This is a genomic window from Vreelandella profundi (genome assembly GCF_019722725.1).
GTDB lineage: Bacteria > Pseudomonadota > Gammaproteobacteria > Pseudomonadales > Halomonadaceae > Vreelandella > Vreelandella profundi.
In genome coordinates this window covers 2,929,403-2,945,672 of record NZ_CP077941.1, presented here as the reverse complement: position 1 = coordinate 2,945,672, position 16,270 = coordinate 2,929,403, and the positions used below count along the sequence as shown (strand labels likewise).

At 53.5% G+C, this 16,270-nt stretch carries 11 protein-coding genes; 8 read left to right on the top strand and 3 right to left on the bottom strand.

The window, feature by feature from the left end; all coding sequences use genetic code 11:
* The first annotated feature begins 14 nt into the window (after positions 1 to 14).
* From KUO20_RS13465 to KUO20_RS13445, 5 genes are all read left to right on the top strand, one after another.
* The gene (locus KUO20_RS13465) at positions 15 to 3,392 is read left to right on the top strand and encodes a T6SS effector BTH_I2691 family protein (RefSeq protein WP_235040349.1); all 3,378 of its coding nucleotides are present in this window, start codon (positions 15 to 17) and stop codon (positions 3,390 to 3,392) included.
* A gap of 10 nt (positions 3,393 to 3,402) precedes the next feature.
* Complete coding sequence (locus KUO20_RS13460) at positions 3,403 to 4,134, top strand: hypothetical protein (RefSeq protein ID WP_235040348.1); 732 nt, start codon at positions 3,403 to 3,405, stop codon at positions 4,132 to 4,134.
* Between the two features lie 60 nt (positions 4,135 to 4,194).
* Positions 4,195 to 5,010: a DUF3592 domain-containing protein gene (locus tag KUO20_RS13455; protein ID WP_235040347.1), complete on the top strand. Its 816-nt coding sequence runs from the start codon at positions 4,195 to 4,197 to the stop codon at positions 5,008 to 5,010.
* Between the two features lie 282 nt (positions 5,011 to 5,292).
* The gene (locus KUO20_RS13450) at positions 5,293 to 6,504 is read left to right on the top strand and encodes a YeeE/YedE family protein (protein ID WP_235040346.1); all 1,212 of its coding nucleotides are present in this window, start codon (positions 5,293 to 5,295) and stop codon (positions 6,502 to 6,504) included.
* A gap of 181 nt (positions 6,505 to 6,685) precedes the next feature.
* The gene (locus tag KUO20_RS13445; protein WP_273543287.1) at positions 6,686 to 8,365 is read left to right on the top strand and encodes an NAD-dependent malic enzyme; all 1,680 of its coding nucleotides are present in this window, start codon (positions 6,686 to 6,688) and stop codon (positions 8,363 to 8,365) included.
* Positions 8,366 to 8,433: 68 nt separating this feature from the next.
* On the opposite strand, the gene acnA is transcribed toward KUO20_RS13445, so the two are convergent.
* The gene (gene acnA, locus KUO20_RS13440) at positions 8,434 to 11,166 is read right to left on the bottom strand and encodes an aconitate hydratase AcnA (RefSeq protein ID WP_235040344.1); all 2,733 of its coding nucleotides are present in this window, start codon (positions 11,164 to 11,166) and stop codon (positions 8,434 to 8,436) included.
* A 259-nt stretch (positions 11,167 to 11,425) separates the two neighbouring features.
* Between acnA and trxB the strand changes: the two genes are divergently transcribed.
* Positions 11,426 to 12,379 (top strand): thioredoxin-disulfide reductase, encoded by a 954-nt coding sequence (gene trxB, locus KUO20_RS13435; RefSeq protein ID WP_235040343.1) that lies wholly within the window; start codon positions 11,426 to 11,428, stop codon positions 12,377 to 12,379.
* Between the two features lie 23 nt (positions 12,380 to 12,402).
* On the opposite strand, the gene KUO20_RS13430 is transcribed toward trxB, so the two are convergent.
* Positions 12,403 to 12,939 (bottom strand): GspH/FimT family pseudopilin, encoded by a 537-nt coding sequence (locus KUO20_RS13430; RefSeq protein ID WP_235040342.1) that lies wholly within the window; start codon positions 12,937 to 12,939, stop codon positions 12,403 to 12,405.
* A 134-nt stretch (positions 12,940 to 13,073) separates the two neighbouring features.
* Between KUO20_RS13430 and thiO the strand changes: the two genes are divergently transcribed.
* On the top strand, positions 13,074 to 14,177 hold the full coding sequence (gene thiO / locus KUO20_RS13425; protein WP_235040341.1) for a glycine oxidase ThiO: 1,104 nt from the start codon (positions 13,074 to 13,076) through the stop codon (positions 14,175 to 14,177).
* On the opposite strand, the gene KUO20_RS13420 is transcribed toward thiO, so the two are convergent.
* Positions 14,174 to 14,446, bottom strand: a complete 273-nt coding sequence (locus KUO20_RS13420) for a PP0621 family protein (RefSeq protein WP_235040340.1) — start codon at positions 14,444 to 14,446, stop codon at positions 14,174 to 14,176. The genes thiO and KUO20_RS13420 overlap by 4 nt on opposite strands.
* 135 nt (positions 14,447 to 14,581) lie before the next feature.
* Between KUO20_RS13420 and KUO20_RS13415 the strand changes: the two genes are divergently transcribed.
* Positions 14,582 to 16,216, top strand: coding sequence for an NAD+ synthase (locus KUO20_RS13415; protein WP_235042484.1), 1,635 nt, complete (start codon positions 14,582 to 14,584; stop codon positions 16,214 to 16,216).
* The last annotated feature ends 54 nt before the right edge of the window (positions 16,217 to 16,270 follow it).

The window sequence follows — 16,270 nt, the reverse complement described above, 5'->3', positions numbered from 1 at the left end:
AGACGAGAACTCTTATGGATAATCCGGATGCTCAGTCCCAGGCACGTGATGCCGCCTTTGATGAAACCCACATTGGCGGTGGTGTTTGTCCTTTAATGCTTGATGTCACCCTTTTTCCTGTGCGCTATGCCATTGATGAAGCGCCTGATCAGGCGGGTGCGCCCGCGCCTCATCCTATTGCAGAGCAGTGGCAAGGGCCTGGTTACCCTTCCATTGAAACCCGCGGCTATACGCTGAGACAGCTGCGTGATGGCTGGCTCTATGTGTGGGTAGACGAAGAGGGCGAACAGCGAATCGACGAGTATCGCGTGGAAGGTGCGACGTTCAATGGTGAACCGCACCTTACCTACTCGACGTGCACACCCATCGCACTTGCCTACTCTTCGGTAAAATGGACCGACCGTATTCGCGCGCATATTCTTGAAAACACCGAAGCACGCCAACGCATTATGCGCTCGGTGGATCTAATGGCAGTGATGAATGGCACTGGAGATGAAGCGTCATTGTCTGCCCACGCAGGCCCTTTAACACAGCTCGCCGAGTACGTAGCGGATATTGCACCCAATGGCGCCGTTGACAACTTTACCAGCACGACGGTAGCGACGGTCGAAAGAGAAGAGACGGAGGGTAGTGAAGGCGGAGACGAAGAGGAGAGCATTTATCATCTACTCGCCGTAAAACCTGAAATTACGCAAGACAGCGTACTCGCCGACGTTGAAAAACACGATGAAGCGATCTTTGTAGCCCTTGATGATGATTTAGGAATCGTTAACGACCTGACCATGGCCTTGGTTGGGCGCGAAATGGAACTAGAAGTTTTCCTGGACGAATATGGACACAAGCTCGAGACGGCACAAGTCGTTAAAGCGCTGTGTCTGATCGATATTGATGACCTGATCAGTAATGACGTCCGCCAAGACCCGGAGCGTTATCGCGAGTTGACCGTCAAAACCGGTGAGCTGTTCGATGCCTTAAAAAATGTAACTAATGGTTCAGATCATACCCTGCTTCAGAGGCAACAGCGTATCAGCCAGCGTCGCGAAGAGCTGATTGAGCTCGGCATGTCGAACCCTCCTGGCCGCAATAGCCCGCAATACGAAGAGTGGCGCGGAAAAGAGCTGCCTCGCCTTGATGTCCGACTGGATGACGCGATTGCCTTCTTGACTGAAAAAGGCCCACAGCTTGAGCGTCTGCAAGCTCATGTGGAAAACAGTATCGCGGACTTGATTATCTGGTTAGAGCGGCTGCCAACATCCGCCCAGGATCTCTGTTTTGATACCTGTGATGCCGAGCAAAACAAGGCCATTCATGAATGTGGCTGTATGGCCATGGAAGCACTTGGCGCTACGCAGACAGGTCGAGCATGGCTGGATAGCACCTACCAAGCACGCGACTCGCTGATTGGTTTTGCGATGAGTAACTTTGACCCCGCCTTATCCGATGCCCTCGAGACCATTGCGCAACATTTCATTGAACAAGGTACCGAAGATGGAGAGCCCGCAGACAGTGGTGTAACGGCGACAAGCGCGGTGACGCAAGTCAACGCTGCTATCGGCGTTCTAAAGCTTGAGGAAGTGCAGAGTCATCCCATTTATCAGGCTCTGGCGCCGCATGTCAGAGAGGCTTTCGAGACGCTTCGCAAAGAGGTGGGCGGCTCATCCACAAAGCTATGGGAAACCATTGGCTATCAATTTCTCCCTTCGTTAAGCGCCAAGAGCCAGGCGTCGATGGCGAAAGCCACCAGGGCGCTGATGCATCCTTCAATGGTGGCGCTCGTACATCCCGATGTTGCCTCAACGGAAATTGTCATCGACCTCGAATATGAGGCCAAACATCGTGAATGGCGGGAACAAGCATGGCGAATCTCGGGAGAAATTCAGACCGAAGAATTGCGTGGCCAAAACGCCGGCAATAGCGCTCAGGAACGCGCGGCAAGCACCAGGAAATTGGAACGACTTGAAGAGCAACGCTACGAGCATGCCTTCAATGAACCCAAGCGTGTTACCGCCTCCGACGGCTCGCTGGATCAGAGCGCATCAGGTAATCAAACGCGGTCCAATAATCTTACCAGCGCGGGTTATCACGAGCTTCGTTATCAGCACCAGCTAAAATTGATGGACGGGGCCAGTGCCGTTCGCCGACACGTGTCAAATCGAGTAGAGCAACTGGGCGGTGGCCTGGCACTGTTAATCGCAGGGTTAAATCTTTACAACTTTATAGATGCTGCACATATCGCCCAAAAAGAAGGCGCTGATGACGAGGATATGCGCAAACTGGCGGCGACCACGGGGGCTACTACAGTAGCGGTCATGAGCTTATGGGTCATGCCGTTTTGGAACCGCGCAGCGAAAAAGTCCTTCCGGCTTAATGGTAATATGATCCGACTTACGGATGCCTCTATAGGTGAATGGAAAAGCAATAGTAGAAATGCGGCATCACGTATCGCCGCCAAGTTAGCGACTCGTATGGCAGGTTTGTCGGCTATTGGGGCAATTGCAGCTGGGCTTGATATGTGGCAAACGGGCACAGAGTTGGAAAAGGCAACCTCTGGTGGCGAGCGTGCCGCTCTGCATACAAAACGAGCTGCTGGCGCGGCGATAACTGTGGCTACAGGGTTTCAGTTAGCTGGAGCTACTGGAGGACGTGTCGCACTTCTGGGCCGAACTTTTGCCTTCGCTTGGATATTAGGGCCGTGGGTCTCAGGAATACTATTTGCTGCCGGTGTTATCCATCTAATCGCCTCCCACTTTGCCGCACGATATAACCGTGAGGGGGTGCGGGGGTGGCTATATACCAGCACGTGGGGACAAGGCGAAATAGCATGGGAAGCCAGTGATGAGGGGCATCAGCGCGAGTGGCAGGCACTAATGGAAATTCTGCTTCAGCCCTCTGTGAAGCTCACCAGTGTCACTGAACTGGAATTTGACTCATCCAGCATGAGCTATTATGGGACGGGTAAAATGAGCCGCGTGTACCAAGGTTGTTGGGTACAAGTTGCTTTTCCCGCTTTGCTTGCGGGTGAAACCATCAAACTGTCCGATAATGCGCGAGGCGGGTTCTGGGCACCTGCTAACAGTTATGAGCAGAGTCCCACTCAACAAGGTGAACGGGGGGCTGTGCTACCCGCTGACGCTGGCTATGACACTGACGATGTACGAGTATGGCAAGCCTGGATTCCCGCCAGTGAACAAGCCGAGCGCGAGCCGTTTGTACTGGCAGCGAATTATGCAGAGACGCTGCTCGCATCATCAGAAAACAGTTTGGGCTTTACCTTTTACAAGCCGAATGCTGCCCGTGGCAAAAAAGAGATCGAGCCTAATAGCGAAGAAGGCCAAGGCATCAGCCTGCCAGCTCGCTTTGACATCACGGTACCCATGAATTTAGAAGAGTAAGGATATTTATATGTGGTTTGTACAACCCAAACAGGACTATGTCTCTCAGATGCCGTGGAAGCATGTGGATGAGTCTGCAGTCGTGAACTGGCAAATCCGGGCACGTAACTATAATACGTCTGCGGCGAATGCTTTGTTTTCTGTATTTTTTCTTATCAGTTTGGGAGGTGGGTATTTTATGGCGCTCGTTGATGAGTCGCCGTTAGTTTCTTTTTTGATCGGGGGGGGAATGTTCACCCTCTTTATGTTAATCGCCATGAGTATGACTCATCAGACCTCCATCCTTGTTTACAGATTTACAGAGCAAAACGCTGAAGTGTGCTCCTGGAAACCTCAGATGGATTCGGTAAAACCATTTTTAAAATGGTCCGCCATTATTTTGATGCCGATTGTTCTGGTGCTGATTCTCATGGATCCGTCGCTGCTCATTACCAGCCTGGGTCCTTTAACAATGGGTTTCGCGGCCTGGATGATGGGATCATCAAAAGGCTACCAGGAAATGGCGCGAGGAAGCCAATATGAAGAGATTGACTGGACAAAGACAGAGCAAATAAAGGTGTGGCGGAAAAGAAGCATTATTTCGTTGACCTATCAATGGAAACCCTTCAAGCGGAATTCAAGCTATAGGCCGCGTACACATCTTATTTACTGTCTTCCAGAGGAATTGGATGAGCGCATTCAGTTTTTTAAAGAACATTTGCCGAATGCAAAGTATGAAGAAGGGAAGATAGAGGTGTTTTAAATATTTGGAGCTTATTGATAAAATTGTATTTGTTATATTTTATGGGAAAAATTAATAAAGATGAAAAAATGGTTGAGTTTTGAAAATTTAATGCTGACTACTGTGGTTTTTGTTCCGGGGGTTATTACCGCGATTTTCGTTTCTTTGTATATAGCGGAAGTTGCTGAAGATAAAAGATTCGAAAAGGAAGCGGTCCAGGTCTCTGGAGAGATTGTAGGGCAAAGCACATGTCGTGATGGTTCTCGTTTTGGGCATAAATATTGCTATCGTATTCGTTTTGCCACAGATGATGGAAAGGAAATTGACTTTAGTGCTGCTGGAAGGGCGAGTTATGCAGCTGGATTATATATATTGCCTAACAGTGTTTTAGTAGAGTATCTGCCTGGAGATTCTGTGCGTGCTAGGTTAGTAGGCGAAGAAAACGATATTGGATTTTTATTTACAGGCGGTTTGTTAGGTGGTGGTATTACTTTTTTTATAGCCTTTAGTATGTTTTTTGCTAGTCGTTTTCGTGGAAGGACGGATGAAGTTCAAAAAGAAATAAATATTTTTTTGCTAAATGGTAATGTTGATGGCGCGATATTTTTAGTAAAAAATGTTAAAAATGATGTTCGCCGTAAAATACTGCTTACTGATTTAGTTGTTAGACTTTATGAGTCTGGTTTTGAAGAGTATGCAGATACTTTATTGGAATATTTGTTGAGTGTATTTAATAAAGAGGTTTCATCGTTCCAGAGAGACTCAATGATTTTTACTTTAGCGCTTAAGCTATCAGAGATTGGTGAATATGAGTCAGTCTCTCAAGTTGTTGATATGATTGAGCATAAAGATGTTAAGCGCATAAGTGTCGGTATGGGGAGACGCCCCCCTGATTGAGTAGTGCTGCACTTTATAGACCAAACCTACTAGTAAGAAGAACGGACATTAAAAAAGCGGTTTGGCGAAACGCGATCATTGGTTTCGTGAAATATGAGTTTCAAAACCTGAATGAATGCTTTTTTATGCAGGTTACAACTGCATATTCTATAAAGCTATAAGAACTGCTAAATAAAGAATTTCCCGCGCTCTACAGCTATCGTTAGGCTTATAACTATTGTCTATGTCTATCAAAAGCGCCTGTTTTCTAACAGGCGCTTTTGGTGTTGCTAAAGGTGACCTATGTCTACAACCTCTATTGTTGAGCCCGCAAGTTATCGTGTGCCGCTGATCGCCACGGCGGCGATTGTTTTAGGCGCGTTGCTGGTGGGGATGGTGTTTGAAGCCAATACGGGGCTGCTGATGATTGTCGGCGGCCTGCTGGGGATGGTGCTTTACCATGCGGCGTTTGGCTTTACGTCCGCATGGCGTGTGTTTATTACCGAGCGACGAGGGCGTGGCCTGCGCGCGCAGATGGTGATGCTGGCGATTGCCGTGGTGCTGTTTTTCCCGGCTCTTGGCGCGGGCACGTTGTTTGGTACACCGGTGACTGGGTTTGTCTCGCCGATTGGTATTTCGGTACTGGTTGGAGCATTTATTTTCGGCGTTGGCATGCAGTTGGGCGGCGGCTGTGCCTCTGGCACACTGTTTACAGCGGGCGGCGGTAATGCGCGCATGCTGATCACCCTGGTTTTCTTCATTGTTGGTTCGGTGATTGGCACGGCGCATTTTGCCTGGTGGCAGAGCTTACCCGCCTTTCAGCCAGTGTCGCTGGTTAACGTTGCCGGAGTAAGCGGCGGAATAGCGGTTAGCCTGACACTATTTGCTGCTATCGCTGCCTTTACCTGGGTAATGGAGAAGCGTCGCCATGGCCAGCTTGAGCAAGCGCCTGTCGTCAATAAACATGGCTATTCGCGCTGGTTAACTGGCCCGTGGCCGCTGGTAGCGGGCGCGGTGGCGCTGGCGCTGTTAAATTTTGCCACTTTGGCACTGGCTGGCAGGCCTTGGGGCATTACCTCTGCGTTCGCGCTGTGGGGTGCCAAGGCCTATGGGCTGGTAGGCGGTGATGTCAGCCAGTGGGGATATTGGCAGGCACCGGGTAATGCAGCGGCCTTGGAAACCAGTGTGTGGAACGACATTACCACGGTAATGAACGTCGGTATTATGCTTGGCGCGCTGGCAGCCTCGAGCTTGGCTGGCCGCTTTGCGCCTAATTTCAACATTCCGTTGAGATCCGTTTTGGCAGCGATTATCGGCGGTCTTATGCTGGGCTATGGCGCGCGCTTGGCGTATGGCTGCAATATTGGCGCGTACTTCAGCGGTATTGCCTCGGGCAGCCTACACGGCTGGGTGTGGCTGGTGGCGGCATTTGCGGGAAATATGGTGGGCGTTAAGCTGCGTCCGTTCTTTTTTGCAGGTATAGAAGGGCGCCAAGCCGCGGCCAAAAGCTGCTAATCACGGTCTGCTTTAACGTGTCATTGTGTTCGATGCCTCGGCCGTTGGTCGGGGCATTTTTTTACGCTTAATACGGGTCTCTTCTACCTTTGTCTCAGGAGCATGTTACATTAAGCCCAAACGCCGCAAACGCCCGATGTTGCTGCATTGCAGCAGTGATAGACATTAAAAGAGAGTGCTTATGACTACCCAGAGTAAACGCCCCTTATACCTTCCTTACGCCGGTCCTTCTTTGCTCGAAATGCCGCTATTGAACAAAGGCAGTGCGTTTACTCAGCAGGAGCGCTTGGCGTTTAACCTGATTGGTTTGCTGCCTCAGAAAGTAGAAACCATTGAGGATCAGCTAGCGCGCGTCTATCGCCAGTACCAGCAGTGCCATAGCGATCTTGAGAAGCACATTCATCTGCGCGCTATTCAAGACGATAACGAGACGCTCTATTTCCGTATGGTTTCCCAGCACCTTGAAGAGATGCTGCCGATTATCTATACCCCGACGGTGGGGCAGGCGTGTCAGGAATTCTCTAATATTTATCGTAATCACCGGGGCCTGTTTATTAGCTACCCTGACCGCGAGCATATGGATGACATCCTACGCAGCGCGACCAAAGATAACGTTAAAGTCATCGTGGTCACGGACGGCGAGCGGATTCTAGGCCTGGGCGATCAGGGAATCGGTGGGATGGGCATCCCGATTGGTAAACTGGCGCTGTATACCGCCTGTGGCGGCATCAGCCCCGCCTATACGCTGCCGATCATGATTGATGTGGGCACCAACAACAAAGCACTGTTGGATGACCCTATGTACATGGGGTGGCGCCACGAGCGGGTAGGGCAAGAAGAATATGACGCCTTTATGGCAGAGTTTATTGCCGCCGTGAAGCGCCGTTGGCCTAACGTCTTGTTACAGTTTGAAGATTTTGCTCAGGCCAATGCAGTGCCGCTTTTAGAGCGCTATCGCGATGAGCTGTGCTGCTTCAATGATGACGTTCAAGGCACGGCTTCGGTTGTGGTCGGCACCTTAATGGCCGCCTGCCAGGCCCGTGAAGAAACCATTGCTCAGCAGCGAGTGGTATTTGTTGGCGGTGGTTCAGCGGGTTGCGGTATTGCTGAACAGGTCGTTGTCGCGATGGAAGCCGAAGGCTTGACCGAAAGCGAAGCGCGGGCGCGTATTTATATTGTTGATCGCGATGGCCTGATGACCAACGACCAAGCTTGGCAGCGGGATTTTCAGCGCCGCTTAGCCCATGACGCCACGCTAGTGGCGCATTGGAATGGCCAAGGTCTGGAAGAGACCATTGCGCAAATCAAACCAACCGTATTGATTGGCGTATGCGGTCAGCGCGGTATTTTCACCGAGCAGGTTGTACGCACGATGCACGCGGGCTGCGAGCACCCGGTGATCATGCCACTTTCGAACCCCACCTCGCAGGCTGAAGCCGTACCGGAAGATGTCATCCGCTGGACTGATGGGCAGGCGCTAGTCGCTACCGGCAGCCCTTTTGCACCGGTTGTTTATAACGGCCGTACCTATGCGATTGCCCAGTGCAACAATGCCTATATCTTCCCTGGCATTGGGCTGGGCGTTATTGCGGCGAGTGCCACTCGCATCACGGATGAAATGCTGATGAGCGCTTCGCGGGCACTGGCTCGCGAAGCGCCGCTGGTGAAAGATGGCAAGGGTGCGCTGTTACCGCCGCTGTCGCGCATTCGTGAGATCAGTAAGTCGATTGCCTTTGAGGTGGCTGCTCAGGCGCAGCATGATGGTGTGGCGTTAAAAACTAGCGGCACAACCCTGCGGGAACTGATTGATAAGGCATCCTGGTCGCCGGATTATCGCACTTACCGCCGCCGGGCTTTCTAAACGCAGGTTTAAGGCAAAAAAAAGCCCCCACCGAGGTGGGGGCATGCAAGCATTGGTAGGTTTTACCTTTAGGCTGCGCCGATCATCTTGCGCAGCACGTAGTGAAGGATACCACCGTGGCGGTAGTAAGCCAGCTCGTTGACCGTATCAATTCGGCACTTGGCATCAACGGTGCGTTCCCCATCGGCAGTTTTGATGACTACCTTCACCGTGCCGCCCGGCGTTAGATCGCTTAAACCCGCAATCGAAATCTCTTCGTCGCCGGTCAATTTTAGCGTTTGACGGCTTTCGCCTTCCGCAAACTGCAGCGGCACAACGCCCATGCCGATTAGGTTGGAGCGGTGAATACGCTCGAAGGATTCAGCAATCACGGCGCGCACGCCCAGCAGACGCGTACCCTTGGCTGCCCAGTCTCGCGAGGAGCCGGTGCCGTACTCTTTACCGGCAATCACGACCAGCGGTTTACCTTCCTCTTTGTACTTCATGGCCGCATCGTAAATAGCCATCTGCTCGCCGCTAGGCACGTGGCGGGTTTCACCACCAACGACGCCATCAAGCATCTCGTTTTTGATACGCACGTTAGCGAAAGTGCCGCGCATCATGACTTCATGGTTACCACGGCGTGAGCCGTAAGAGTTGAAGTCGACCGGCTTAACGCCGTTTTCTTGCAAGTAGCGGCCTGCAGGGCTGTCGGGCTTGATGGCGCCTGCGGGGGAAATATGGTCGGTGGTCACCGAGTCACCCAGCATCGCCAGCACGCGGGCACTGTGCACATCGTCAATGGCATCGGGTTCGCGACCCATGCCTTCAAAGAACGGCGGGTGCTGAATGTAGGTGGATTCAGGCCACTGATAGACCTTGCTTTTCGAAACGCTGATCGCTTTCCAGACATCATCGCCCTCAAACACCGCACCGTATTCTTTACGGAACATATCGGTGTTGACCTTCTCGACGGCAGTGGCAATCTCAGCCTGCGTCGGCCAAATGTCTTTGAGATAGACGGGCTCACCATTGCTATCTTGGCCTAGCGGTTCCTTGGTCAGGTCGCGCTGTACGTTACCGGCCAGCGCATAGGCCACCACCAGGGGGGGCGATGCGAGCCAGTTAGTTTTGACCAGCGGGTGAACGCGGCCTTCGAAGTTACGGTTGCCGGAAAGCACCGACGCGACAGCAAGGTCGCCGGTGTTAATCGCCTGCTCAATCTCATCGGCAAGAGGGCCAGAGTTGCCGATACAGGTCGTGCATCCGTAGCCAACCAGGTTAAAGCCCAGAGCGTCCAAGTCCTCATTTAAGCCCGCGGCTGCTAGGTAGTCGGTGACTACTTTAGAGCCCGGTGCCAGTGAGGTTTTCACCCATGGCTGGGTGGTTAATCCTTTTTCGCGAGCCTTACGTGCCAGCAGCCCCGCCGCCATCATAACGCTGGGGTTTGAAGTGTTCGTGCACGACGTAATGGCTGCAATGACCACCGCGCCAGGGTCAAGGCTGAAGTCGCGATCATTCAGCTTAACGGCTTGGCTGGTGTCATCTTTGAAGCTGCGCTCTACGCCCACGGCGGTTTGGCCACCTTCAGAAGAGAACTTGCCCTTCTCTGTAGCGTTTGCCTTCGTATCTTCCTGCATGAACTTACCAAAGGCCGACGCCATGTCTTGTAGCGCCACGCGATCCTGAGGGCGTTTGGGGCCGGCAAGGCTAGCGACTACCTCTGTCATATCTAACTGCAGGGCATCGGTGAAGATCGGCTCATCGTTAGGCTCGCGCCATAGGCCCTGGGCTTTGCTGTAAGCCTCGACGAGCGCAACCTGGTCATCTTCGCGTCCGGTTAGGCGCAAATAGTTCAGCGTTTCATCATCGACCGGGAAGAACCCGCAGGTAGCGCCGTACTCAGGTGCCATATTGGCGATAGTGGCACGATCGGCCAGCGGCAGGTCTTTCAAGCCGTCGCCGTAGAACTCAACAAATTTACCCACTACGCCTTTTTTACGCAGCATTTCAGTGACCGTCAGCACCAAATCGGTGGCGGTAATGCCTTCGCGCATCTTGCCGGTCAGCTTGAAGCCAATCACTTCGGGTATCAGCATCGACACCGGCTGGCCGAGCATGGCTGCTTCGGCTTCAATGCCGCCCACGCCCCAGCCAAGCACGCCCAGGCCGTTAATCATCGTGGTGTGTGAGTCAGTGCCCACCAGCGTGTCAGGGTAAGCAAAGGACTTACCGTCCTCTTCTTTGGTCCATACGGTTTTGCCCAAGTACTCCAGGTTCACCTGATGGCAAATGCCAGTGCCGGGTGGCACAACGCGGAAGTTGTCAAAGGCCTGCTGGCCCCAGCGCAAAAACTCATAGCGTTCGCGGTTACGCTGCATTTCAATATCGACGTTTTCTTGAAATGCGGCAGCGTTGCCGAAATTATCGACCATCACTGAGTGATCAATGACCAGGTCGACAGGGGTCAGCGGATTGATCTTCGAAGGGTCTTCGTTAAGGCTTTCTACGGCGGCGCGCATGGAGGCTAAATCCACCACGCCGGGCACGCCGGTAAAGTCCTGCATTAATACGCGCGCGGGGCGGTAACCTATTTCGCGGCTAGATCTGCCTTCGGTCTGCCAGTCGACCAAGGCCTGCATGTCTTCTTCGGCTACGCTCTCGTCGTCGGCGAAGCGCAGCTGGTTTTCGAGTAGAATTTTGAGCGTTTTGGGCAGCCGGTCAATATTGCCGAGCGCTCCGGCCGCTTGGGGGAGGCTGTAGTAGTGATACGTGGTGTTGCCAACCTCTAAGGTACTTAGCGTATCAGGTATCTTGCTCATGCCATTCTCCTCTTGTTGCTGAGCGTTTAGCTCAACGTGACGGTCACGGTCTTTCTTTATAGTATGGCTTACCGTAGTAATAATACATGGGTGTTTGCACAGTGGCTTTCAAGGTTTATTCGCCAATAGCCTAGGACAAACCTTGCAATAGCTTGTACTTGACGCCATTTCAGGCAGACTCTCTGCCAAATTGTTTGGGTAGCTATTGTTTACACAGCTATCGATAACGCTATCAGTTAAGTCTCTAGAAGGTGGTGTCATGGAAACTCGTCATGAGCGTTTGATTATTCTTGGGTCCGGCCCGGCTGGCTACACGGCCGCCGTTTACGCCGCGCGGGCAAACTTGAAACCGTTATTGATCACCGGTATTCAGGCCGGCGGGCAGCTAACGACGACGACCGACGTGGATAATTGGCCGGGTGACGCTCAGGGTGTTCAAGGCCCAGAATTGATGGAGCGCATGCAGCAGCATGCTGAACGCTTCAATACGGAAGTACTGTTCGACCATATCAATGAGGTCAGTTTAGGCGAAAAACCGTTTACGTTGAAAGGCGATAGCGGCCTTTATACCTGTGATGCGCTGATTGTGGCCACCGGTGCCAGCGCGCGTTATCTGGGGCTGCCCACTGAGCAGCAGTTTATGGGTCAGGGCGTTTCTGCCTGCGCTACCTGTGATGGTTTTTTCTATCGTAACCAAGAAGTCATTGTGGTGGGCGGCGGTAACACTGCCGTGGAAGAGGCGCTGTATCTTTCCAATATCGCTTCCAAGGTGACGCTGGTGCATCGTCGCGACACTCTGCGCGCGGAAAAAATCTTGCAAGACAAGCTGTTCGAGAAAGCCGCAGCGGGCAAAATCGCGCTTGAGTGGTTCCAGGAGATCGAGGAAGTGCTGGGCGATAACTCGGGCGTCACCGGTATTCGCGTTAAATCCACCAAAGATGGTTCAAGCAAAGAAATTCATGCGCCGGGTTTGTTCATTGCGATTGGCCATAGCCCTAATACCGGCATTTTTGCGGGCCAGCTAACGATGAATGGCGGCTATATTAAAGTGAATTCTGGATTGGAAGGTAATGCGACCGCCACCAATATACCGGGCGTATTTGCCTGCGGCGACGTGATGGACCACATTTACCGCCAAGCGATTACCTCTGCGGGCAGTGGCTGCATGGCCGCACTGGATGCCGAGCGTTATCTAGACGGTATTGCCGGTTAATCTTTGCCTACATGATGAAGCGTCTAGCAATCGATAGGCGCTTCATCAACTCTCAGCCGCCCCAGTTGGCTGAGCACCAGCTTTTGACCCTGAGTACCTTCGGCGCGATGGCCGGCACATACGGTAAAGCTGCCGTTGAAGCCGCTGGTAGAGCCCATCGGGTCGTAGCGTATACGCGACCAGCCGCGGCTGTAAGCAACCTGTGTGTTCTGCTGAAGAGGAATAATGCGCAGGATATCTTGAGCTTGTATGCCATCGGTGTCACTCCCACGCACGATTATTAGCTCACCGGCCCAATCGTTATTACAGGCGCTGCGGTCGCCAGCCGTCGGGCAAACGGTGATATGGCTGCGTTGGTTAATCGCGGTATTACGCGCTAACGAAAACGCACTCTGCAGACGATTAACCTCGCTTGCTTGTGCGGACCGTTCGCCCAGTGCTTGAAAGCGCGGCACTCCCCAGACGCTAATAATACCCACCAACAGTAGTGTGACGAGAAGCTCTAGCAGCGTAAATCCACCTTCAAACGAGGTGTTTTTTTTGATCTTGCTGTCGCTCATCGCCACCTCCCCACTTGACCCTGTTAATGCCCGCGCTATGCTCATTGTCCGTTGCCAGCAGCGAATCTCTTAAGCTCATAGGTCACACTAGACGTCGCTGAGCATTTTTTATGTAAGCTAAAACGGACATTTTTGTGAGCGATTTCTTAATTATTGGTGGCGGCGTCATCGGTATGATGACGGCGTTGCAATTAGCCGACGCTGGCCAGCAAGTAACGCTGGTTGAACGCGGCGAGTGCGGGAAAGAGGCTTCATGGGCCGGTGGTGGCATTGTGTCGCCGCTTTATCCATGGCGCTACGCCGCGGCGGTGTCGCAGCTGTCACGCTGGTCTGAAGGCGTTTATCCCTCTTTAGCGCTGCGGCTGTTGGAAGAAACCGGTATTGATCCTGAGTATCGCCAAAAAGGGCTGCTGTATCTGAACGTGGACGATGCTGAGGACGCGCTGCGCTGGTCGCGCCAGCTGGGCAAGCCTCTTGAGCGAGTGGAAAAAGACTTTGTCCGCGATAAAGAACCAGACGTGGCGATGGCAGCTGACAGCGCCCTATGGATGCCGACGCTGGGCAGCGTGCGCAACCCACGCCTAGCTAAAGCGCTGAAAGCCCGGCTGGCAGCGATACCTAATGTCACGCTGCGCGAGCAGTGTGATGTCAGTGGGTTTAGTGATAGCAATGGCAAGGTAGATGGCATTGTCTCTTCTCAGGGGCCGCTGAAGGCTGAGCGCATTGTGGTGTGCGGCGGTGCCTGGGCCGCTCAGCTGTTAGCGCAGCTAGAGGTTCGGCTACCGGTAAGGCCGGTGAAAGGGCAGATGATCGCTTATCAAGCCCCGAAAGGCTTGGTGCAGCGCGTGGTATTAAAAGACGGCCGCTACATCATTCCGCGCGCAGACGGCCTGCTGCTAGTGGGCTCGACCCTGGAAGAGGCAGGTTTTGATAAGACCACCGACGAGGCGGCGCTCGCCTCATTAAAGCAGAGCGCAGAGGCCATCGTGCCCGCCTTGGCAAATTGCCCAGTGGCGAATCAGTGGGCCGGGTTACGTCCGGGCTCCCCTGATGGCGTCCCTTTTATTGGCGCACTGCCTGAGCGGCCTAACGTGTTCGTCAATGCCGGGCACTATCGCAATGGGTTAGTGTTAGCGCCGGCCTCGACCCATTTACTCGTTGACCAGCTGCTAGGCCGCACGCCGCTGGTAGACCCGGCGCCTTATCAGCTTACGCCCGCACGGCTGGCCGCGATTTAAGGCGTGCCGTCTTTATTTTGCTGCTCTTGCAAAAAACGGTCGCGATGGGCGCTGGAACAGAACCACTGCTCTTGGTCTCGTAGCGCTTCTTGTTCGGGAACGTGGACTTCGCACCAGCGGCAGCGCACCATTTCGCCACCTTCATGGCGGTTGATTTTGTTGTTCTGCGTCTGATGGTCGAGTTTGCGTTGGCGGTAGAGGCCGTAAAGCTTTAAACCGACATAGAATAGTACGGCGAAGATAATCAGCCGAATGATCAAGAGGTTCATCCTTTTGTGTCTCCCGAAGCAGGGATAGAAGTGGTGAGTGTGTCGCGCGGCCTTTGCTAGCTGGCGGCCCTTGCGGGACAATGCCGTATGACGGTGCAACCCTATTCTTAAGATTCTCAAGAGATTTTGATGCCCATGCAAGACTTAACGCTGGTAATGGCCCAACTCGATCCTCTGGTCGGGGATATTCCCGGCAACGCCGCGCGTGCAATTGAAGCCGTGCGCGAAGCGCGAATTGAACATGGGGCGGATATTGTGGTCTTTCCGGAGCTTTTTTTGTCGGGCTATCCGCCGGAAGATTTGCTGCTGCGCCCCTCAATGGAAACACGCCTGCGCGAAGCCCGCGCTTTGATGGCGTCGAAAATCTCCCGCGATGTGCTGGTGATTATCGGCTACCCAGGCGTACGCGAAGGGCAGTGTTATAACCTGGCTGGGTTGCTTTACAACGGGCAGTGGGAAGCCGAGTACGCCAAACAGGCGTTGCCTAACTATCAGGTGTTTGACGAGCAGCGCTATTTCACGCCCGGCACACAGCCGCTGGTATATCAGCATAAGGGCGCCCGATTAGGCATCTTGATCTGCGAAGACTTGTGGGATGGTGCGCCGGTCAAGGCCACGACCCAGGCGGGTGCTGAAGTGCTGATTACGCTGAATGCCTCGCCTTACCACCAGGACAAGCCCGCCGAACGGCTGCGCTTATTGGAGCAGCACGCCCAAGACGTTAAACGCCCGATTGTGTATGTGAATACCATTGGCGGCCAGGACGAGCTCGTCTTTGATGGCGGCTCCTGCTGCGTTAACGCCAGCGGCGAACTGCAGGTGTTAGCGCCGTATTGGCAGGCTGGCTTGATGCCGATTCAGTTTTTACAAACCAGTGCCACGGTATGGGAGCCTCAGCCGGGTGAGATTGACCCTGAAGCTGCACCCGAAGAGAGCCTTTACTGCGCGCTGGTCACCGGACTGCGCGATTATGTCAACAAGAGTGGTTTTGACGGGGTCGTGCTGGGGCTTTCTGGTGGCATTGATTCCGCGCTCTCGCTGGCCATTGCGGTCGATGCCCTAGGGCCTCAGCGGGTACAGGCGGTGATGATGCCTTATCACTACACGGCAGACATCTCCAAGCAGGACGCTGCCGAGCAGGCCAATTTACTAGGTGTGCACTACGAAGTTCTGCCGATTGAACCCATGGTCGAGGCGTTTATGGGGACGCTGGCGGAGAGCTTTGCAGGCACCGAACGGGATACGACGGAAGAAAATCTTCAGTCGCGCTGTCGTGGCGTGCTGCTAATGGCACTTTCGAATAAGAAAGGCCTGATGGTGCTGACCACCGGAAACAAGAGCGAAATGGCGGTGGGCTACGCGACGCTCTACGGTGATATGGTGGGTGGCTATAACGCGATTAAAGACGTGTATAAAACCTGGGTGTATCGTCTGGCTCGCTGGCGCAATACCCAGTCGCCGGCGATTCCTGAGCGTGTGATTGAGCGCCCACCCAGCGCAGAGCTGGCGCCCGATCAGCAGGACAGCGACTCGTTGCCGGACTACGACGTCCTTGACGCTATTTTGGTCAACTACATCGAAGGCGATATGAGCGCGGAAGCGATCATCGCCGCCGGGTTCGATCATGAAGATGTGTATAAAGTCGTTAAGCTCGTCGATCGCTGTGAGTATAAGCGCCGTCAGGCACCTATTGGCGTTCGCGTCACTCCGCGAGGCTTTGGCCGCGACCGTCGCTATCCGATTGTGAATGGATGGCAGCCCGGCGAGTAGGAAAACCCCAAAAACCACGCCTCGGCGTGGTTTTTTAGTTCTTAAGGAACGTCG

Coding starts and splice junctions, on each gene's coding strand:
- KUO20_RS13465 (WP_235040349.1), top strand. CDS start 15: ATGGATAATCCGGATGCTCAGTCCCAGGCACGTGATGCCGCCTTTGAT.
- KUO20_RS13460 (WP_235040348.1), top strand. CDS start 3,403: ATGTGGTTTGTACAACCCAAACAGGACTATGTCTCTCAGATGCCGTGG.
- KUO20_RS13455 (WP_235040347.1), top strand. CDS start 4,195: ATGAAAAAATGGTTGAGTTTTGAAAATTTAATGCTGACTACTGTGGTT.
- KUO20_RS13450 (WP_235040346.1), top strand. CDS start 5,293: ATGTCTACAACCTCTATTGTTGAGCCCGCAAGTTATCGTGTGCCGCTG.
- KUO20_RS13445 (WP_273543287.1), top strand. CDS start 6,686: ATGACTACCCAGAGTAAACGCCCCTTATACCTTCCTTACGCCGGTCCT.
- acnA (WP_235040344.1), bottom strand. CDS start 11,166: ATGAGCAAGATACCTGATACGCTAAGTACCTTAGAGGTTGGCAACACC.
- trxB (WP_235040343.1), top strand. CDS start 11,426: ATGGAAACTCGTCATGAGCGTTTGATTATTCTTGGGTCCGGCCCGGCT.
- KUO20_RS13430 (WP_235040342.1), bottom strand. CDS start 12,939: ATGAGCGACAGCAAGATCAAAAAAAACACCTCGTTTGAAGGTGGATTT.
- KUO20_RS13420 (WP_235040340.1), bottom strand. CDS start 14,446: ATGAACCTCTTGATCATTCGGCTGATTATCTTCGCCGTACTATTCTAT.
- KUO20_RS13415 (WP_235042484.1), top strand. CDS start 14,582: ATGCAAGACTTAACGCTGGTAATGGCCCAACTCGATCCTCTGGTCGGG.